A 19,511-nucleotide genomic window follows, 5' to 3' on the forward strand; every position below is an offset into this window, starting at 1 on the left:
GGCTCCATTACGCCTGGTTTTTGGCTTTTGAACGGGAGATGCGTGCCTCGCCGATCAGCCAGTCAAAGAGGAAAATAATCGCCAGCATCACCACGATCAGAATTGAACCGTAGGCGATCGCCACGCCGTATTCGCCGTCTTCCACGCGGTTGAGGATGTAGGCGGTGGCCACGCGGGTATCGGGCGTCACCAGGAAAACGATGGCGCTGACGGTGGTGATGGCGCGCACGAAGCTGTAGATCAGCGCCGACAGGATCGCCGGGCGCAGCAGCGGCAGCAGGATGTGCGTAATGGTGCGCAGCGAGCCGGCGCGCAGGCTGAGCGAGGCTTCGTCCAGCGATTTGTCTATCTGGCCCAGCCCGGCGATCCCGGCGCGAATGCCCACCGGCACATTGCGCATCACCATCGAGATAATCACGATGGCGGCCGTCCCGGTGAGGTACACCGGCGCGCTGTTGAAGGCGAGAATGTAAGAGACGCCCGCCACGGTGCCCGGCACCGCAAAACACAGCATGGTGGTGAACTCGATGGTCTTTTTGCCCCTGAACTGCTGGCGCACCACGATCCAGGCGATCAGCAGGCCGAAGGCGGCGGTGATCGGCGCGGCGATCGCGGCGTACAGCAGCGTGTCGAGCAGCGAAGGCCACGCGCCGTCGCTCATGCCCTGGCCGAACAGCTTGATGAAGTTATCCAGCGTCAGTGTGTAATCCACTCCCCAGTTGACGGTGAAGCTGCCGTAGAAAATGCTGCCGTAGAGCAGGGCGTTAAAGGCTACCCACACCGCCAGCAACGCGATCACGCCCCACACCAGCGTGACCGGCAGCGGCTGTACGTCGCCGCGATAGGATTTGCCGGACACGGTGACGTAGGAACGCTTGCCGATCCACAGGTACTGGATGCAGAACACCAGCAGCGAGAACAGCAGCAGGAAGGCGCCGAGGGTGCTGGCGGCCTGATAGTCGAGCTGCGAGCCGGTGATGTAGAAATAGATTTGCGTCGCCAGCACGTCGAAGTTGCCGCCGAGCACCAGCGGGTTGCTGAAGTCGGCCAGCGATTGCACCACCACGATCAGAAACGCGTTGGCCAGCGCCGGTTTCAGCAGCGGCACGAACACGCCGTTAAAGGTTTGCCAACGGCTGGCGCGCAGGGTGTAGGAGGCTTCTTCCAGCGAAGGATGAATGGTCTTGATCGCGCCGTCGAGGATCATGAACGCCATCGGCGTGAACGCCAGCACCTGCGCCAGCCAGATGCCGGTAAAGCCGTACAGCCAGTTGGTGTTGGTCAGGCCGAACCAGGCCACCATCCACTCGGTGACGTAGCCGGAGCGCCCCATCATCAGCGTGACGCCCAGGCCGACGACGAACGGCGGCGTGACGATGGGCAGGATGGAGAAGATGCGGCCGATAATGGCGCTGCGCTTGGCGATGCGGGTGGTGTAAATCGCCAGCACCAGGCCGAAGAAGGTGCAGCCGGCGCCGACCGCGATCGACAGGGCGATGGAGTTGAGGATCACCTGAACGATATGCGCCTGCGACAGCACGTTCATAAACGCCAGCGGCGCGAATGCCCCCGCTTGGTCGGTGAACATCGGAATGAAAATCGCGATGCTCGGCCAGACGATGAAGACGCCGATCAGCGCCACGATGGTGACCAGCGCACCGATAACGAAACGGTCGCCGCCCAGCCATTCGAGGCGGGTCAGCGCCAGCGTCATGATGGCGCCCAGCGCGGTCAATTGCACCAGGGTGGCGTAGCCTAAACCGCGCCCCGCCACCGTGGCGCTGACGACGATAAAGGCCATGCACAGCAGCGCCCAGCCGGCATCGAACGCGTGGCGCCGCCGCCGTTCACCGCCCGCCGGGGCGTAAGGGCGAAGCAGCAGCAGGCTCGGCAACAGGCACCATAGCCAGCTGACATTGCGGTGTGACCAGCCGTAGGCCGCGAGGATTTCATCGCCGGTGGACTCCAGCAGGCCGTAATCCAGGCTCCAGCTCGGCAGCAGGGCGAACGCCAGCCAGCCAAGCAAGACCCAAAGGAATATCGCATCTCGTTTTTTCACGAGATGGAGTGCATGTGTATGTGACATAAGTTTCCCGGATGTTCAGGCCGGGTAAGGCGTGAGGCTTACCCGGCAACAGGCGCAGAATGTGGGCTTATTTACCCATCTTGACTTCGCTGACCCATTTATTGATCAGCGCCTTGCGGACCTCGGTCGAGCCGTACTTGTCCATGTCGTAGTTGATCAGCTTCAGGTCGTCGAGCTTCAGCGAGTTCGGCGAGGTAGCGGCGGTGGTGTTGGTCAGGATCTGATAGGACTTGCCTTTCTGCCATGCCAGTTCCTGCGCCTCTTTCGACAGCACCCAATCCACAAACAGCTTGGCGTTGTCGAGGTTACGTGCGCCTTTGAGGATGCTGACGCCGCCGATTTCGTAGCCGGTGCCTTCACAAGGCGAGATCAGCTCAAGCGGCGCGCCCTGTTCTTTTTCGAGTGAGTAGTCATGCAGGAAACCGATGCCGATCGCCGTTTCACCGCGGGCGGCGTTGCGCGCCGGGGCAATGCCGGACTTGGTGTACTGCGAGACGTTGGCGTTCAGCTGCTTGAGGTAATCGAAGGCCTGATCGTCTCCCCAAAGCTGGGCAAAGGTCGCCAGCGCGGTATAGGCGGTGCCGGAGCTCTGCGGATCGGCGATTTGAATCTCGCCTTTGTATTCCGGTTTGGTCAGGTCTTTCCAGCACTTGGGCACCGGCAGGTTTTTCTCTTTGAGGCGCTGGGTATTGACGCCGAAGCCGAGAATGCCGACGTAGACCGCCGAGGAGTAGTTGCCTTTCAGCTTCGCCGGGTCGCGGAATTGTTGCATCACCTGTTCGAGGTTCGGCGATTTGTAGGGCTGCAGCAGCCCCATTTCACCGGCCTGGGATTGCGGATCGAGCGTGCCGCCGTACCAGACGTCCGCCTGCGGGTTTTTCTTCTCGGCGTCCACTTTCGCCAGCGTGCTGCCGGAGCCGTTGCGGATGAACGAGGTTTTCACGTCATATTTCTCGCCGAAGGCTTTGGTCTCCGCTTCGCACATTTCATTGGTGGCGCTGCAGTAAACCACCAGGCGGCCCTTGGCGTGCGCGGCGCCGCTCAGCGTGGCCAGCGCGATGCCGGAAGCTATCAGAGTCGTGACCCACATTTTTTTCATTGTTTTATCCTTCTCTCGGTAGAGGTGGCGACGCTCGCCATCAGCAGCGGCATCAGCAATAAACCCATAAGAACGGCGGCGATCGACAGCAAACTGAACATGCCTGACCAGCCGTAGCCTTCGATGACCTGCGACAGCGGCCAGCCCGCCAGCGCTGCCCCCAGGTAGGCGAACAGGCCGAGAAAACCGGTGATGGAGCCCGCTGCGCCTTTGTGCCCGCATTCCACGGCGGCAAGGCCAATCAGCATCTGCGGGCCGAAGACAAAAAAGCCCACCGTAAAGAAACAGCCCGCCAGCAGCGCGTAGTGATGCACCGGCGCCAGCCACAGCGCGGCGACGGAAACCATCAGCCCGAGCGTGAACAGCAAAATCATCGGCGCGCGCTGCCCGCCGAACAGCACATCCGAACCCCAGCCGGCGAACAGCGCGCCGAGCAGGCCGCCTATCTCGAACAGCATCACCGTGGCGTTGGCGCTGAGCAGGTTGACGCCGTGGCTTTCGGTCAGCCAGAGATTGCCCCAGTCGTTCAACGCGATGCGGATCAGGTAGACCAGCACGTAAGAGACGCCTAGCAGCCAGATCATCGGGTTCTTCAGCATCGTGGTGCGCAACATCTGCCACAGCCCCATCGGCGGGCTTTGCTGTTCCTGGCGCAGCTCCAGCGGATCGTGGCGCCACTGGCCGACCGACGGCAGGCCTTCTTCCTGCGGCGTGCCTGTCAGCTGCTGCGTGAGCCAGAGGCCCAACACCATGCTGACGGCGCCCGGGATCAGCATCGCCGCCTGCCAGCCCCAGCGCTGGGCAGCGAAGGCGCTGATCAGCGGCACGATCGCGCCGCCGAGGTTGATCGACATGTTCCAGCAGCCCCACCAGAAGCCGCGCTCGTTGCGCGAATACCAGTGGGTCAGTAGCCGCGCGCAGGGCGGCCAGCCCCAGCCCTGAAAGAAGCCGTTCAGCGCCCAGACCGCCAGCAGCAGCGTCAGCGATTCGCCGAAGGCAAACGCCACGTTCAGCAAGCCGGTGGCGAACAGGCCGATCCCCATAAACCTGCGCTGCCCGTGGCCGTCGTGCCACAGCCCGGCGGCGAATTTCGACAGGCCGTAGCTCAGGTAAAACAGCGAGCCGAGCAGGCCGATGTCCCCTTTATCCAGGCCCAAATCCGTTTGCAGCGCCGGCAGCACGTAATTCACGCTTTTGCGCGTCAGGTAAAAGGCGGCGTACCCGATGACCATGTACAGCAGCAGTCGCGGGCGCAGCGCGCGGTAACGATGATCGATTTCAGATGCCGAGCGTGCCTGCATAGCCGCCTCCCTGGTGGTGACTATAAGAAGGTGAAAGGGAAAGGGGATGAGATAAAGTCCGGAGTGGCTAAGACTTTTTCCTAGTTAGTCGGCGGTTTGTTGCAAATTTGTGGGCAGGTTAACAATTACCCGCGTGCCGCAATGCGTTTCCAGCGTCAGCTCGCCGCCCAGTGCGCTGACCCGCTCGCGCATCCCCTGAATGCCGAGGCCGGGCACCTTGTCCGTGCGGATGCCGATGCCGTTGTCCCGCACCTCGAGGTGCAAAAGCGGCCCCTGTTGATACAAGACGATGGCGACTTCGCTGGCCTCGGCGTGTTTGCACACGTTGTTGAGCAGCTCTTGCAGCAGGCGGTAGAGGGTGAAGCGCACCGTTTCGCCGGCGGGCGTGTCGCTCAGCCGGTAATCGAAACGGCAGTGGATGCCCCGTTCGGCAAAGGCGAATTCGCTCAGCAGGTGGTGAAGCGCCTCTTTGAACGCCAGCTCGTCCAGCGCGGGCGGCCGAAGCTGGCGCAGCAGCTGGCGCGTGGAGTGATGAATGCGCCGGGCGAGCTCGCCTATCTGGTGCGCGGCGGCCTGGGTTTGCGCCGGATCGTGCGCCCGTTTGACCAGCTGCGACTGGATTTGAATCGCGGTGATGTTCTGGCCGATTTCATCGTGCAGCTCGCGCGCCAGGTTTTTCCGCGTGTCTTCTTCGGTGTGGATCAGTTTTTCGGTCAGCGCCCGCCGCGCCGCCAGCTCTTCTTCCAGGCGACGCTGATAGTGGTGCAGGTTTTGCGCCAGGTGCTGCTGGCGGCTGATGGCGATGCCCAGGCCGATGCCGAGCAGCGCCTGCGTCGCCAGAAAGATTTCCAGCTCGACCAAGTTGCCGAACCCCACGCCGACCTGCCGGGCGAGGGTGATCATCATGCTGCCGAGCAGGCCGGACAGCACGCCGCCCTGCCAGCCGAACTTCCACGCCATCACCACGTTCGGCAGAAACACCACGATCAGCAGCAGGCGCTCGATTTCCGGCGACAGCACCATCTGCGTGCCGATACCGATAACGAAGAACAGGCTGCACCAGATGATTAAGGACGCGCGCAGCGGCGGGTTGGGGGTGTCCAGCCCCAGCAGGTGATAACGGTGCTGCTGGCGCAGAAATTCAAAGATCAGATAGACGAACGGGGTCAGCAAGACGCCGCCGGTAAACGACGCCAGGCCAAGCAGCATCGCCGGGCTTGGCACAAACGGTGAAAGCAGGGCAGTGTTGAGCAACGAGGCGGCGGTCACCGCAGCCAGCAGCAGCGTCAGCCGCTGCCAGTAGAGCGGAAAACGGTGCCAGAGTCGTTGCGCTACCGCAGCCGGAAACAGGGTGATAAACGGCGCGGCCAGCAGGCCGTAGCCGCTCAGCAGGCGTTCGCCGTGCAGCCAGAACAGCAGCAGGATCGGCGGCACGATCAAGGCGGGCCAATAGCGACGCGCCAGCAGGATCAGCAGCGCGAGATAGACGCCGTGCGGCAGAAACAGCGCCGCCTGGTTGCCGTTGCGGGTCAGATAGAAACCGAGCGTCCATAGCATCAGCCAGCCGCTGCCCCAGGCCAACAGGATAAATAGCGAGATAACCCAGGGCCGGAAGCGGGGCGACATCAATGCCCCACCAGCAGCTGATGGTCGAGAGCGAAATGCACCAGCTCGATGGTGCTGTTGCACTGCAGCTTGCCCAGGACGTTGGCGCGATGCACGTGCACCGTTTTATGGCTGAGATCGAGCTTGAAAGCGATCTCCTTTACGCTGTCGCCTTTGACCAGCAGATCGAAGATTTCACGCTCGCGCGGGGTCAGCACTTCCAGCGCGGTGGCCGGCCGCTCGCCGCCGCGCAGCGCCCGCAGCGCGTCGGCGCACAGGTAATGGCCGCCCATATCGACGGAACGCACCGCCTGCACCAGCTCTTCCGGCCCGCAGCGTTTGGTCAGATAGCCGCTGGCGCCGGCGTCCAGCGCGCTCTGCACGAAGGTGGGGGAGTCATAGATGCTGAGGATGATCGCGCGGAACTGCGGCTTCTGCGCCCGCAGGCGTTTCAACAGGCTGAGGCCGTTTTCATCCGGCATGGCGATGTCCATCACCGCGACGTTGACGTCGTCGCGCAGCAATGCCGGCCAGGCCGCCGCTGCGCTGCTGTATTGCCCCACCACGTCGAGATCGTCCTCGAGGTTGAGCAACTGCGCAAAGCCGGAGCGCACCACCACATGGTCATCCACCAGTATCACACGGATCATTTTTCGCACTCTGTTGCCGAATCATGGCCCTATGATGCCTGCCGCCGCGGTGCTGGCAATCAGCCAAGCGCGGTTATGCAATCGGTGTAACAGAATCGTAATAAAAGGACGCCGCCGGCGCCCTCAACGATCCAAATCGATGGCGAAATGCTGCCACAGCGCGGCGCGCCGTTCCTCTTCCGAATGCAACGTCGTTTCGTGGCGCTGGTGATCTTCGGTCACGATCAGCTTCATGTCGCTGAGGGTCACCCGGCCGTGGTCCGTCGGCCGTGAACACACCAGGCGCTGGGTGAAATGCGACTGCGGCGAGGTGCTGTGGAAGCGGCACATCTCGTCGAACTCATGCAGCTCGCGCGGTTGAACGGTAAAGCGATACAGGGTTTTGGCATGCGAACGTTGGTCGCCGTTGCGGCGCTCCAGCAGGTAATACTCGCCTTCCCGTTCCAGGTGGAAGGTGCCGCTGGCCTGCGGTTGCGGCTCGGCGACGACGATCTTCAGCGGCGTCAGGAAGGAATCGCCGAAACCGACGTCTACCAGCCATGCTTGGTCTTCCAGATCCACCCGCAGCGCCAGGTGGTCGTAGGGCGGGCCGAAATGGCCGTCGCGCGCGCGGATCTCGCCGGAGATGAAGCTCACCTTGAAACCGATCTCGCGCAGCAGCAAAGCGAACAGCGTGTTCAGCTCATAACAGAAACCGCCGCGGTTGCGCTCGACCACCTTGCTGAACAGCGCCTCCGGCGTCAGCCGGATGCCCTGATGATAAATAATGCTCAGATTCTCGAACGGGACGCTCAGCATGTGGCGATGGTGCAGCTGTTGCAACGTGGGGAGGTCAGGGCGGGCGGCGCCGGTAAAGCCGATATGCTGCAGGTAGCGTTGGGTATCCACAGGGTGTCTCGCATGAGAAAAAGTAGGCATAAAATAGCGGGCTTTGCAGCTTTTGTGAGCGCATTACGTGCTGCGCTGTCGCTGCTGCCGCAAACTGTCACCGGTCGGCGCTAGCCTGTTCCCCTGAGTTCAACGTTGCAGGAGAACGGCTATGCAAGATTTCAAACATCGGGTGGCGCTGGTGACCGGCGCTTCCACCGGCATCGGCGAAGCGATCGCCGCCGAGCTGTTTCGGCGCGGCGCCACGGTGGTAATGACCGGCCGCCACGCTGCGCCTCTCGCCGCAGCCGCCGCGCGGCTCGATCCCGAGGGCCGACGGGTGATGACGTTGCGGATGGACGTGCGCGATGCGCCGTCGGTGCAGCAGGGCGTTGAAGAGACGGTGCGGCGCTGCGGCGCGCTGCATCTGCTGGTCAACAACGCCGGGATCACCGGCCCGCACGAGGTGGACATCGATCGATACGCGGTCGAAGACTGGCATGAGGTGATCGCCACCTGCCTGAGCGGCACGTTTTTCGGCATGAAGTACGGCCTGCCGGCGATCGTCGCCGGCGGCGGCGGGGCGGTGGTGAACCTCTCTTCCGCCAACGGCGTGGTGGGCATTGCCGGGATTGCGCCTTATACCGCCGCCAAGCATGGCGTGCTGGGCCTGACGCGCTCGGCGGCGCTGGAATTCGCCTCGCGCGGCGTGCGCATCAACGCCGTCGGGCCGGGCTATGTGGATACGCCGGCGATGGGGGCGCTGCCGGCGTCAGCGCGGGCGCAGATGGCCGCTTCGCACCCGATGGGGAGAATGGCGACGCGGGAAGAGGTGGCGAAAACGGTGGCTTTCCTGCTCTCGGACGACAGCAGTTTCACCACCGGCGCGTTTTACAGCATCGACGGCGGTTATACCGCGCGCTGAGCCAGCGCCTGCAGCCAACTGAGAAACGCCGCTGCGCCGGGTTTTTCCAGCGTGCGCGGCGGGTAAACCACGTAGTAGGGTTTGCTGAGCGGCAGCGTCGGTTCGGCCAGGGTGACCAGCTGGCCTTCCGCCAGTTCACGGGCGATCAGCCGCCGCTGGCCGAGCAGCACCCCGCGCCCTTGCACGGCGGCGTCGATAGCCAGCGAAGTCAGGTTATAGGTCAGCCCGCGCCGCGCCGGCGGCATTCGATCGGCGGCGGTGAACCACTCGTGCCAGCCCGGCAGAAACTGGCTCTCCTTGCCCCAGTCGACGTGGATCAGCGGTAGCTGCGTCCAGTCGCCGCGATCGCGCAGCGCCGGGCTGCACACCGGCTGCACCCGATCCTGAAACAGCCGCACCTTTTCCAGCAGCGGATAGTCCTGATCGCCGAAGCACAGGGCGAAGTCCGCCGCCGAATGGGCGAAATCGACCGCCGCATGGGTCGCGTGCAGCCGCAGATCGCCGTCGGGGCACTGCGCCAGCCAGTCGCCCAGCGCCGGGTTCAGCCACTTGGAGGCCAACGCCGGCAGGGCGAATACCGTCAGCGCCTGTTTGCCGCGCTGGCGCTCGACGTGCTGCTGCGCCACGCGCAGCGTTTCGAACGCCTCCTGCACGTAGGCCAGGTAGTCCGCGCCCTGTTCGGTCAGCGTGACGCCGCTTTTGGCGCGGATGAACAGCGTGATCCCCAGATGTTGCTCCAGCTGGCGGATCTGCTGGCTGACGGCGGCGGCGGTCAGCGCCAGCGTATCCGCCGCGCGGGCCAGGCTGCCGGTGCGGGCGGCGGTTTCGAACGCCAGAATGGCGCTCAGCTTGGGCAAGCGCGCGCGGGACGGTGAGTGCATGGGCAGGGCTATCGCTAAGAATTGGTTAGCTTATCCATAACGTATTTTTGTTATGGCGGCAATGCGCCATTCGCTACAGTGAGAGGCATCCGGCTATCGCACACGAGGGGAATGTCATGCCGCAACTTGCCGATATTATCGATCTGTCCGCCCATCCCATCGACGACGCCGAGTTCCGCGCCCGTTGCCGGCAAACGCTGGAGCGCAGCGGTGCGTTAGTACTGCCGGGATTTCTGCGCGCCGCCGCGCTGGCGACGGTGCGGTTGGAAGGCGCCGAACAGCACCACGCGGCGTTTTATGCCACCAGCAAACACAACGTGTATCTGCGGCCGCAGGACGACGCGCTGCCGGCCGATCACGCGCGCAACCGGCTGGTGGTGTCGTCCAAGGGCTGCATTACCGACGAAGATATTCCGCCGCAGTCGCCGCTGCGTGCGCTGTACGACGCTCCGGCGTTTCGCGCGTTCCTCTGTGCGGTGCTGGATGAGGCGCAGCTGTATCCCTACGCCGATCGGCTGTCGTCGATCAACCTGCATTACGCCCACACCGGCCAGGAGCTGGGCTGGCACTTCGACAACTCGTCGTTCGCCATCACGCTACTGATCCAGAAACCGGCGGCGGGCGGGCGTTTCGAGTACGTGGAGAACCTGCGCGATGCCGATCGCGGCGAGATGAACTATGCCGGGGTCACGCAGGTGCTGGACGGGGAGCGGGCGGCCAAACGGCTGGCGATGGAGGAGGGGGATTTGGTGCTGTTTCGCGGGCGCAACGCCATGCACCGGGTGACGCCGACCGAAGGCGACATCACGCGCATGCTGGTGGTGCTGGCCTACAATGCGCAGCCGGACGTGATGCTGTCGGAAAGCGCCAGAATGACGTTCTACGGCCGATTATAGCGGATAAAAAAAACCGCCCCGGAGGGCGGTTTGTCGAATCAGTGCGGGTTTTGTTCTTCGTGAGCCTGCTGTTCCAGCTTCACTTCCTGCGCGCGCTTGCGCAGGCCGAACCAGCCCAGCGTCAGCAGCACCGCTAGCACCGGAATGGTGGCGATGGTCCAGGTGCCGTTCGGGTAGTCGAACGCCATCATCACCACCACGATCAGCAGGAACGCCAGCGTCAGCCAGGAGGTGAACGGCGCGCCCGGCATTCTGAACGAGACCGGCTGCGCGCGGCCTTCGCGCACGGCTTTGCGCAGACGCATCTGGCAAACGATGATAAATGCCCAGGAGGCGATGATGCCCAGCGAAGCGATGTTCAACACGATCTCGAACACCTGCGACGGCACCAGATAGTTGAGCACCACGCCGATCACGTAGATGCCGCAGGTGACCAGGATGCCGGCGTAAGGCACCTGCTGGCTGCTCATTTTGGCCATCAGCTTCGGCGCGGAGCCGCCCATCGCCAGCGAGCGCAGGATGCGGCCGGTAGAGTAGAGGCCGGAGTTGAGGCTGGACAGCGCGGCGGTCAACACCACGATGTTCATGATGGTGCCGATATAAGGCACACCCAGCTTGCTGAAGAAGGTGACGAACGGGCTTTGACCGGCCTGATAGGCGTTCCACGGCAGCAGCAGCACCAACAGCACCACGGAGCCGACGTAGAACAGACCGATACGCCAGATCACGCTGTTGATCGCTTTGGGCATCATTTTGGCCGGATCTTTACACTCGCCGGCGGCGGTGCCGATAAGCTCAATGCCGGCGAAGGCGAAGATCACCCCTTGCACCAGCACCAGCGCCGGCAGCAGGCCGTGCGGGAACATGCCGCCGTTTTCGGTGATCAGGTGCATGCCGGTGGTGTGGCCGGCGACCGGGGTGCCGGTGCCGAGGAACACCACGCCGACAATCAGGAACAGCGCGATGGCGGCGACCTTGATCAGCGCGAACCAGAATTCCATTTCGGCGAACCATTTCACGCCGATCATGTTCATGGTGGCGACGATGCCGAGCGCGCCGAGGGCGAACAGCCATTGCGGCACGTCGGCGAAGGTGCCCCAGTAGTGCATGTACAGCGCTACCGCGGTGATGTCGACGATGCCGGTCATCGCCCAGTTGAGGAAATACATCCAGCCGGCGACGTAAGAGGCTTTCTCACCGAGAAATTCGCGGGCGTAAGAAACGAAGCTGCCGCTGGAAGGGCGATGCAGCACCAGTTCGCCCAGCGCGCGCAGGATGAAGAAAGAGAAGATCCCGCACACCAGATAGACCAGCGCCAGCGCCGGCCCGGCCAGTTCGAGACGGCCGCCGGTACCGAGGAACAAGCCGGTGCCGATCGAACCGCCAATGGCGATCATTTGGATCTGCCGGTTACCCATGCTTTTGTGATAACCGGATTCATGGGAGTCTAGCCAGCGTCGTCTGGCGGCGTGTTTATCGTCCGCCGACTTTTTTTGTGAGTGCATTATCCGTCCTGTTTACCTGTCTATGATGAACTCCGCCCTGAGCTGCAGGGCAAACGATTGCCATCAGCAATCGTAATGAGAATGAGGTCGTAGCATCATTCCGCTGTTTATTGTGTATACAGCTGCCGTTAAATAACGGCGTGGCATGCTACCGTTTCCCGATAAATGTGGCAAAAAAACCTGTGCGCAAAGCGTGAGCAATTGTGTGTGTTTTTTAAACTGAAAACAAAAGCGCATATTATTCAGTAAGATGAGTCTCATTATCAACACGGAAATATCGAACGATAAAAGTGATTGAAATCACAGAATAATAATTACCGTGCAAACTAAAGGGATTTGACGGTTATTTCGCGCGGGGGCAAAGGCGGGCGGAAAATAAAGCGGTGGCGCCTGCGCGGCGATGGGCGTGCGCAGGCGAATGGGGCGAGGGGGTTTTTTAGGCGGATTCACCGGCCGGCAGAGCCGAAGCCGGCAGGCCGAACAGCTTGTCGAACGCCCAGTTAAACAGGAAGGTGTAGCAAGGAATAATGACGATCAGCGCCATGTCCAGCAGCAGCGCCTGCCACAGCGTGATGCCCATCCACCAGGCGATCAACGGGATCAGATACACCACCAGCGTCAGCTGAAAGCCCACTGCGTGCAAAATGCGGCGCTTTAGGGTGCGGGTGCGCGACGCCTGGCGGCTTTCCCACCACTCGAACAGGTAGTTGTAAATGAAGTTCCAGCTGACCGCAATGGTGGTGATCACCACCGCCAGCGGCCCGGTGCTGCTCGGCGCGTGGCCCGACAGCAGCGCCAGCCCCAGCGCCGAGATCGTCATGCCGATAAGTTCATAAGCGGTGACATACACCAGTTTGCGTTTGACGCCTTGCATTGTTTTCTCCCGATCTGTTTTTAGTTGCCTCTGTGGCGACGGCGGCTAAGATAGCGTCAATCACATTGATAGAAAAAGTCAGGAGCTGTCAGTTTTACTGACAGGTTAAACGATGAACTTTTCCAGCGACAATATCGAACTGTTTCTGGCGGTGCTCGATCGCGGTTCGTTTTCCGCCGCCGCCCGCGCGCTGCGGCGCGTACCCTCCGCCGTCAGCATGGGCATCGCCAACATGGAGGCGGAGCTCGGTTTCGCACTGTTCGATCGCTCGCACCGCGAACCGACGCCGACTGCGCTGGCGTTGGCCCTGGCGCCGCACGCCCGCCTGATCGCCGGGCAGCTCAAGCAGCTGCAGGTGCACGCCATCGAACTTTCCCAGGGGCTGGAAAGCACGCTTTCGATCGGCGTGGCGTCGGACATCAACGGCGCCGGCCTGCTGGCGGCGGTGAAAACGCTGTCGCAGCGTTATCCTCTGCTGAACATCGAAGTGCTCAGCGCGCCGCAGGACGACGTGCTGCATATGCTGCATCAGGGGCGCATTGGCGTCTGCCTGGCGTTCGGCGGGCTCAACATCAACAGCGCGGAGCAGTTCCACTCCGTCGGCGCGGAGTCGCTGGTGGCGATGGTATCGCCGCAGCATCCGGCGCTGGAGGGCGCGGCGGGCGAGCTGTTTCTCGAGGATCTGATCAACGTGCGGCAGATCATGGTGGCCAGCCGCGATCTGCCGATCGGCGATCTGCGCCCGCAGGTGGCGGAGGCCTACTGGCGCACCGACAGCCTGCCGATGGCGCTGAACATGGTGGAAGCGGGCTTGGGGTGGGGTAATTTCCCGCTGTCGCTGGCCGAGCCGCTGCTGGCGCAGGGGCGGCTGGTGCGGCTGAAATTCAAAAATACCAAGAACGAGCTGCGCTTGCCGATGCATCTGATCTGGCTGAAGAGCCGCCCGCTGGACAAGGCGGCGCGCGAGCTGGTCGAGCTGATGCGCGCGGCGCCGCAGGGATCTTGACGCACTGTTATTGCTTTTGTTTTCACCTCTGCGCTAGTTTGAATAAAAAATGACAACGGGAGAGTGGGCATGTTGAGCGAGACGGCGCTGTCAATAATAAGCATTACCGGCGCGATAGCGCTGGGGGCGATGAGTCCGGGGCAAAGCTTTATTCTGGTGGCGCGTACGGCGGTGGCTTCCTCACGTGGCGACGGCATGGCGGTCGCGCTGGGAATGGGCGTCGGATGCTTTGTCTTTGCACTGTTGGCCCTGCTTGGGCTGCAGTCGCTGTTGCTGGCGCTGCCATGGCTTTACGGGACGTTGAAGCTGTTGGGCGGCGCCTATCTTATCTATCTGGCGTTCAACATGTTGCGCGGTGCCAACCGGCCGCTGAACGTGGATGGAGTGGGCGGGCAGCCGCTGGGATGGCGTAAAGCCTTCACCACCGGTCTGCTGACTCAATTGGGCAACCCGAATACGGCCATCGTCTTTGCCAGCGTGTTCGCCGCGTTGCTTAGCCACGCGATTGCGCCGTGGATGTATGTGGCGCTACCCTTGATCGCGCTGGCGGTCGATGTGGCGTGGTACGCCTTTGTCGCCTTCGTGCTCTCTTCGCCGCGTCCGCGCCAGATTTATCTGCGCTTCAAGGCCTGGTTCGATCGCTTGAGCGGCGGCGTGCTGGCGCTGTTGGGCATCAAACTGATGCTTAGTCGCTGAGTTTCACTCCGCGTGGCGTTTGCGCCACCAGAAGCGCACCAGCAGGATGGCGGCAATCGCCAGCGCGACAAACAGCAGGCTGGAGAGTTTTTTATTGAAGCCGGTAAAGAAGCTTTCGATCGCCTGGCCGCCAAAATAGCCGAGCATGACGAAGATCGTCGCCCACAGAATAGCGCCGAGGATGTTGAGCGGCACAAAGCGCGACGGCGGCAGGCGGCTGGCGCCGATCAGCACCGGACCGATGATGCGGAAGCCGTACATAAAGCGCACTCCGATAACGAACAGCATCGGGTGGCGAGCGATCAGCCTTCTGGCGCGCGCGATGCGCTTTTCCTGCCCTTTGAGCCGCGAGATGACTCGGCCTTCGAACCGGCGGCCGGTGAAGTACAGCAGCTGATCCCCCAACGTGCCGCCGAGCGCCACCACCGCTATCACCCACGGCCAGTGCAGCAGCCCTTCGTGGGCGGCGATGCCGCCCAGCAGCGTGATGGTTTCTCCCTCAGCCAGGCAGCCGATAAACAACGCCCAGTAGCCGTAGTCCGTAATGTAGTGGGCCAAATCGGTCATTCCTTACTCCTTATGTGACTGACGCATAAGGGCAAGTATACGCCCGATCGCTAGCCTTGGGCGATCTGGGCCACCAACGCTCTGCGCTGCGCCAGGCTTTCCGCCATTTGTGCCTGTACCTTGGCGTAAATGTGCGGCGGGGCCAGTTCCGGCGTGCCGCCCGTGAACGGCGGAGCCGGGGCGTATTCCAGATAGAGTTGGATCGTCTGGGCAGTGTCTTCGCCGTGCAGTTCGGCGATCAGCGCCAGCGCAAAGTCGATGCCGGCGGTGACGCCGCCGCCGCTGATCACGTTGCCGTCGCGCTCAACGCGTGCAGCGCTGGGTATGGCGCCGAATAGCGCCAGGCTGTCGCGCATCGACCAGTGGCAGGCGGCGCGTTTGCCCGGCAGCAAGCCGGCGGCCGCCAGGATCAGCGAACCGGTGCACACCGAGGTCAGGTAGCGGGCATCGGCGCCCAGCCGCCGGATTTGCCGCATGAACGCTTCATCCTGCAGCGCCTGGGTGCAGCCGCTGCCGCCCGGCACGCACAGCACGTCGCAGCGCGCGATCTCCGGCAGCGGGCGCAGTTGGGTGAAGTGCAAGCCTTCCGATTCGACATCCGCGCCGTCTACCGAAGCGACGACGATTTCCGCGCCCGGCATGTGGCGCAGAAACTGCAGTGGGCCGGTGAAATCGAGCTGGGTGACGCCTTGATAGATGGGAAATACAATCACGAGTGGTTCAGACATGACATTCGCCTCATTTTTATCGTTGGACCTGGGCCATAATAGCCGCCCTGTTTTTGGCTGATATGACAGATAACCCTCAAAAAGCGCCATCATGAAAACGATCGGTTTTGTGGTTTTTCCCGGTTTCAACCTGCTGGACTTTGCCGGCCCGCTGGCGGCGTTCGATAACGTCAGCCAGTTTACCGATCCGCCGGCCTACCGCTGCGTGGCGATCTCGCCGCAGGGCGGGATGGTCGCCAGCTCGGCCGGGGTGGAGATCGCCACGCAGCCATGCGGCGACGAGCGTTTCGATACGCTGGTGGTGGCCGGCGGCAGCGGCAACGTGATGGCGGCGCAGTCGCCGGCGCTGGTGTCGTTTCTGACGACTCACAGCCGGCGAGCGCGGCGCATCGCCAGCGTGTGCACCGGCGCGTTTATTCTGGCGGCCTGCGGTTTGCTGGACGGCAAGCGCGCCACCACCCACTGGTATCATGCGGCGCGGCTGCAGCAGAGTTACCCGCGCATCCGCGTCGACAGCAACCGTATCTTCATTCGCGACGGCGATATCTGGACCTCGGCCGGCATCAGCGCCGGCATCGATCTGGCGCTGGCGTTGATAGAAGACGACCTTGGCGCCACGATGGCGGCGGGCGTGGCGCGGCAGCTGGTGGTCTACCACCGGCGCCCCGGCGGGCAGTCGCAGTACTCGCTGCTGCTGGCGTTGAACCCGTCGTCGGATCGCATGCGCGCCGCGCTGTCGTTCGCGCGCGAGCACTTGCACCTGCCGCTGTCGGTGGCGGATCTGGCCGACGCCGCCTGCCTGAGCGAGCGCCAGTTCGGTCGGCTGTTCCGCGCCGAAACCGGGCAGACGCCGGCCAAGGTGATCGAACAGCTGCGGGTGGAGGCGGCCAGGGTGCGCATCGAAGAGAGCACCGAGCCGCTGGAGGCGATCGCCCGTTCGGTGGGATTCAGCGATCCGGAGCGCATGAGGCGGGCGTTTATCCGGGTATTTGGCCTGTCGCCGCAGGCGATCCGCCGGCTCGGCCGCGCGGGATAACTTTTTTGCCACGCCTGGCGGCGGGGCACACCAGAGGAGCAACGGATGTATCAGGATTTCGAGAGCGAATTGAACTGGGCGATGCGCCATATGCCGCGCACCCGGGCGGCGGTGGCGGCGTTGCCGGACCTGCAAGGGGTGCGGCTGGCGTGCAATATGCACCTGGATCTGAAAATGGCGCCGCTGGTGGCCGGTCTGCTGGACAAGGGCGCGGCGATCTTTCTGACCACCTGCAATCCCACCACGGTGCAGAACGACGTGGTGGCCTGGCTGGAACGGCGGGGCGCGCAAGCCTATGCCTGGCGCGATATGGGCGCCGGCGAGTGGTCGGAATCTTTCGACCGCGCGTTGGCCTGGCAGCCGACTCACCTGTGCGAAATGGGGGCGGATTTGACCACCCGTTTGCACCAATCGCCGAACGGCCCGCAGATCGTCGCCGGGCTGGAAGCCACCGGATCGGGCATCAATCGTTTGAACGGCGTGGCGCCGCGCTACCCGATCTTCAACTGGGACGATCTGCCGGTGAAAGAGGGGCTGCACAATCGGCATATGGTTGGGCTGACCGCCTGGCACACCTTCTTCCAGACCACCCATTTGACCCTGCACGAAAAGCGCGTGCTGGTGATCGGCTACGGCCTGGTCGGGCAGGGGACGGCGGCGGCGGCCAGGGCTTACGGCGGCCAGGTGATGGTGGCGGAAATCGATCCGGCGCGCGCGCTGCAGGCGCGTTATGACGGCTGGCAGGTGGTGGATTTGGCGAGCGCCGTCGCGCAGGCGGACGTGATCGCCACCGCGACCGGCGCGAAAAACGTGCTCTCGGCGCAGCATTTGCAGCAGGCGCAGGACGGCGTGTTTATCCTCAACGTCGGCCACGTGGCGGAAGAGATCGACGTCGGCTTCCTGCAAGGCCTGCGGCACCACGAGCCGATGCCTTATGTGAACGCTTACCAACTCAATGAAAAGACGGTCTATTTGCTGGCCAACGGTTCGATGTTCAACCTGACCGCCGGCTACGGCGACAGCCTCAACGCCTTCGACGTGACGCTGGCGGTGATGGCGGCCGGCATCGGCCATATCGTCGGCGCGGGGGCGCGGCAAACGCCGGGGCTGTACCTGCTGCCGCAGTCGGCCTGGCAGCCGGCGCTGTAACTTTTTCTACGTGGGCGTTCATCCCAGAGCGCCCGCGGGCTGCGTCGTTTTTCGGCCGACAGAATTTGTCACAAATCCGCCATACAATCCCAGTGCCAAGCGCTGAACCCTCACATATAATTCGCTGAGTTCAAGCCCCCATTTCAGAGTAATGCCTGTGAAAATACGTGTTTTGGTTCTGACCCTGCTCGCTTTGCAGGCGGGCGCAGGCTTTGCGCCGCGCGCGCTGGCCAGCGACAACGCTGCCGCCCTGCACGCCACCCAGCCGGAGCTGGCCTCCGGCAGCGCGATGGTCGTCGATATGCAAACCCATAAGGTGATGTACGCGCGCAACCCGGATGAAGTGGTGCCGATCGCCTCGATCACCAAACTGATGACCGCCATGGTCACGCTGGACGCGCACCTGCCGCTCGACGAGATGCTGGCGGTGGATATCCACCAGACGCCGGAGATGAAAGGGGTGTATTCGCGGGTGCGGCTGAACAGCGAAATCAGCCGTAAGGATATGCTGCTGCTGGCGCTGATGTCGTCGGAAAACCGCGCCGCCGCCAGCCTGGCGCACCACTATCCGGGGGGCTACAACGCCTTCATCAAAGCGATGAACGCCAAGGCCAAGGCGCTGGGCATGACCAATACCCATTATGTGGAACCGACCGGGCTCTCTATCCATAACGTGTCGACGGCGCGCGATCTGACCAAGCTGCTGATCGCCACCAAGCAATACCCGTTGATTGGCCAGCTCAGCACCACCACCGAGCGCATGGCCAGCTTCAAAGATCCGAACTATACGCTGCCGTTCCGCAACACCAACCATCTGGTGTATAACCCGAAATGGAATATCCAGCTGACCAAAACCGGTTTCACCAACCAGGCGGGCCACTGCCTGGCGATGCGTACGGTGATCGGTAACCGCTCGGTGTCGCTGGTGGTGCTGGACGCCTTCGGCAAATATACCCACTTCGCCGACGCCAACCGGCTGCGCAGTTGGATTGAAACCGGCAAGGTGACGCCGATCCCGGCCGCCGCCCGCGACTATCGTCGGCAAAAAGACGCCAGCCTGGCGAAAAACGCCACCGAATGACCCGCCTGGCGGCCTGCTCGTTTGCAGCAGGCCGCTATCGGCCCTCGGGCCGCCTGATGACAAATCCCCGCTCGCGATCGCCGTCGAAACCCGCTTTGAGATAAAGCTGGTGCGCGCCGGTGCGTTGCTGCCCCGACAGCAGCATCACTTTGTAACAGCCCTTGCGCCAGGCCAGCTGCAGCGCGTATTCGATCATCGCGAGCGCCACGCCGTGGCCGCGATAGGGCTCTGCCGTCACCATGTGCTCGATGACGCCGAACGGCTGCGCCTGGTGCGCCAGCCCCGGGATCAGTGCCAGCATGCAGGTGGCGATCGGCTGTTCCTCGTCTGCCGCCACCACCAGACGGATCGCCGGATCGTCCAGCAGGCGTTGCAGGGTGCGGCGTGCGTCGTCGGTACGCAGCGGCGCATCCTGTGGGCGCAGCTCGCGATACAGAGCCAACAGGCCGTTGAGATCGTCCGGCTGCGCCAGGCGATGAATGATGCTCATGGTTGCTCCTTTCCGCCGCTTCAACGGTAATCCGCTATCCTCCATTAATACCACAACGATTGCCGGAGA

At 62.9% G+C, this 19,511-nt stretch carries 19 protein-coding genes; 7 read left to right on the forward strand and 12 right to left on the reverse strand.

Annotated features, from left to right (window positions below):
• Nucleotides 1-7 precede the first annotated feature (7 nt).
• The 6 genes from AWX27_RS08365 to AWX27_RS08390 all read right to left on the reverse strand — a co-directional run bounded on the left by AWX27_RS08365 (nucleotide 8) and on the right by AWX27_RS08390 (nucleotide 7,629).
• Nucleotides 8-2,086: an ABC transporter permease gene (locus AWX27_RS08365; protein WP_060420941.1), complete on the reverse strand. Its 2,079-nt coding sequence runs from the start codon at nucleotides 2,084-2,086 to the stop codon at nucleotides 8-10.
• Between the two features lie 67 nt (nucleotides 2,087-2,153).
• Nucleotides 2,154-3,185 carry an ABC transporter substrate-binding protein gene (locus AWX27_RS08370; RefSeq protein WP_060420945.1) on the reverse strand — a complete coding sequence of 344 codons (1,032 nt, stop codon included), beginning with the start codon at nucleotides 3,183-3,185 and terminating at the stop codon, nucleotides 2,154-2,156.
• The gene (gene uhpC / locus AWX27_RS08375; protein WP_225529591.1) at nucleotides 3,182-4,510 is read right to left on the reverse strand and encodes an MFS transporter family glucose-6-phosphate receptor UhpC; all 1,329 of its coding nucleotides are present in this window, start codon (nucleotides 4,508-4,510) and stop codon (nucleotides 3,182-3,184) included. Before uhpC ends, AWX27_RS08370 begins: the two co-directional genes overlap by 4 nt.
• Nucleotides 4,511-4,570: 60 nt before the next feature.
• On the reverse strand, nucleotides 4,571-6,112 hold the full coding sequence (locus AWX27_RS08380) for an MASE1 domain-containing sensor histidine kinase (RefSeq protein ID WP_060420951.1): 1,542 nt from the start codon (nucleotides 6,110-6,112) through the stop codon (nucleotides 4,571-4,573).
• Nucleotides 6,112-6,741 (reverse strand): response regulator transcription factor, encoded by a 630-nt coding sequence (locus AWX27_RS08385; protein ID WP_060420954.1) that lies wholly within the window; start codon nucleotides 6,739-6,741, stop codon nucleotides 6,112-6,114. The genes AWX27_RS08380 and AWX27_RS08385 overlap by 1 nt, the downstream gene beginning before the upstream one ends.
• Before the next feature lie 123 nt (nucleotides 6,742-6,864).
• Complete coding sequence (locus AWX27_RS08390) at nucleotides 6,865-7,629, reverse strand: arylamine N-acetyltransferase family protein (protein ID WP_049201122.1); 765 nt, start codon at nucleotides 7,627-7,629, stop codon at nucleotides 6,865-6,867.
• A 151-nt stretch (nucleotides 7,630-7,780) separates the two neighbouring features.
• Here AWX27_RS08390 and AWX27_RS08395 point away from each other — a divergent pair, with 151 nt between their 5' ends.
• A complete protein-coding gene (locus AWX27_RS08395; protein ID WP_060420956.1) occupies nucleotides 7,781-8,533 on the forward strand; it encodes an SDR family NAD(P)-dependent oxidoreductase in 753 nt (250 codons plus the stop codon).
• Here the strand turns inward: AWX27_RS08395 and AWX27_RS08400 are convergent.
• On the reverse strand, nucleotides 8,518-9,414 hold the full coding sequence (locus AWX27_RS08400) for a LysR substrate-binding domain-containing protein (protein ID WP_060420958.1): 897 nt from the start codon (nucleotides 9,412-9,414) through the stop codon (nucleotides 8,518-8,520). The genes AWX27_RS08395 and AWX27_RS08400 overlap by 16 nt on opposite strands.
• A gap of 116 nt (nucleotides 9,415-9,530) precedes the next feature.
• On the opposite strand from AWX27_RS08400, the gene AWX27_RS08405 reads away from it, so the two are divergent.
• Nucleotides 9,531-10,310 (forward strand): HalD/BesD family halogenase, encoded by a 780-nt coding sequence (locus AWX27_RS08405; RefSeq protein WP_060420961.1) that lies wholly within the window; start codon nucleotides 9,531-9,533, stop codon nucleotides 10,308-10,310.
• 38 nt (nucleotides 10,311-10,348) lie between these two features.
• Here AWX27_RS08405 and ansP read toward each other — a convergent pair whose 3' ends face one another.
• Nucleotides 10,349-11,815 carry an L-asparagine permease gene (gene ansP, locus AWX27_RS08410; protein WP_049201110.1) on the reverse strand — a complete coding sequence of 489 codons (1,467 nt, stop codon included), beginning with the start codon at nucleotides 11,813-11,815 and terminating at the stop codon, nucleotides 10,349-10,351.
• 436 nt (nucleotides 11,816-12,251) lie between these two features.
• Nucleotides 12,252-12,689 (reverse strand): PACE efflux transporter, encoded by a 438-nt coding sequence (locus AWX27_RS08415; RefSeq protein WP_060420963.1) that lies wholly within the window; start codon nucleotides 12,687-12,689, stop codon nucleotides 12,252-12,254.
• Between the two features lie 112 nt (nucleotides 12,690-12,801).
• Between AWX27_RS08415 and AWX27_RS08420 the strand changes: the two genes are divergently transcribed.
• Nucleotides 12,802-13,695 (forward strand): LysR family transcriptional regulator, encoded by an 894-nt coding sequence (locus AWX27_RS08420; RefSeq protein WP_060420965.1) that lies wholly within the window; start codon nucleotides 12,802-12,804, stop codon nucleotides 13,693-13,695.
• A gap of 69 nt (nucleotides 13,696-13,764) precedes the next feature.
• Nucleotides 13,765-14,391 carry a LysE family translocator gene (locus tag AWX27_RS08425; protein ID WP_060420970.1) on the forward strand — a complete coding sequence of 209 codons (627 nt, stop codon included), beginning with the start codon at nucleotides 13,765-13,767 and terminating at the stop codon, nucleotides 14,389-14,391.
• Nucleotides 14,392-14,394: 3 nt separating this feature from the next.
• On the opposite strand, the gene AWX27_RS08430 is transcribed toward AWX27_RS08425, so the two are convergent.
• On the reverse strand, nucleotides 14,395-14,958 hold the full coding sequence (locus AWX27_RS08430) for a DedA family protein (RefSeq protein WP_060420973.1): 564 nt from the start codon (nucleotides 14,956-14,958) through the stop codon (nucleotides 14,395-14,397).
• Between the two features lie 50 nt (nucleotides 14,959-15,008).
• Nucleotides 15,009-15,686, reverse strand: coding sequence for a DJ-1/PfpI family protein (locus AWX27_RS08435; RefSeq protein WP_060420976.1), 678 nt, complete (start codon nucleotides 15,684-15,686; stop codon nucleotides 15,009-15,011).
• Nucleotides 15,687-15,777: 91 nt separating this feature from the next.
• On the opposite strand from AWX27_RS08435, the gene AWX27_RS08440 reads away from it, so the two are divergent.
• From AWX27_RS08440 to pbpG, 3 genes are all read left to right on the forward strand, one after another.
• Nucleotides 15,778-16,722 (forward strand): GlxA family transcriptional regulator, encoded by a 945-nt coding sequence (locus AWX27_RS08440; protein WP_060420980.1) that lies wholly within the window; start codon nucleotides 15,778-15,780, stop codon nucleotides 16,720-16,722.
• Between the two features lie 45 nt (nucleotides 16,723-16,767).
• Complete coding sequence (locus tag AWX27_RS08445) at nucleotides 16,768-17,871, forward strand: adenosylhomocysteinase (RefSeq protein WP_060420983.1); 1,104 nt, start codon at nucleotides 16,768-16,770, stop codon at nucleotides 17,869-17,871.
• Between the two features lie 151 nt (nucleotides 17,872-18,022).
• The gene (gene pbpG, locus AWX27_RS08450) at nucleotides 18,023-18,952 is read left to right on the forward strand and encodes a D-alanyl-D-alanine endopeptidase (protein ID WP_038879897.1); all 930 of its coding nucleotides are present in this window, start codon (nucleotides 18,023-18,025) and stop codon (nucleotides 18,950-18,952) included.
• Between the two features lie 34 nt (nucleotides 18,953-18,986).
• Here pbpG and AWX27_RS08455 read toward each other — a convergent pair whose 3' ends face one another.
• Nucleotides 18,987-19,442: a GNAT family N-acetyltransferase gene (locus AWX27_RS08455; protein WP_060420986.1), complete on the reverse strand. Its 456-nt coding sequence runs from the start codon at nucleotides 19,440-19,442 to the stop codon at nucleotides 18,987-18,989.
• Nucleotides 19,443-19,511: the final 69 nt, after the last annotated feature.

Origin of the sequence: Serratia sp. 2880STDY5682894 (assembly GCF_001537385.1) — a bacterium.
Taxonomy (GTDB): domain Bacteria; phylum Pseudomonadota; class Gammaproteobacteria; order Enterobacterales; family Enterobacteriaceae; genus Serratia; species Serratia nevei.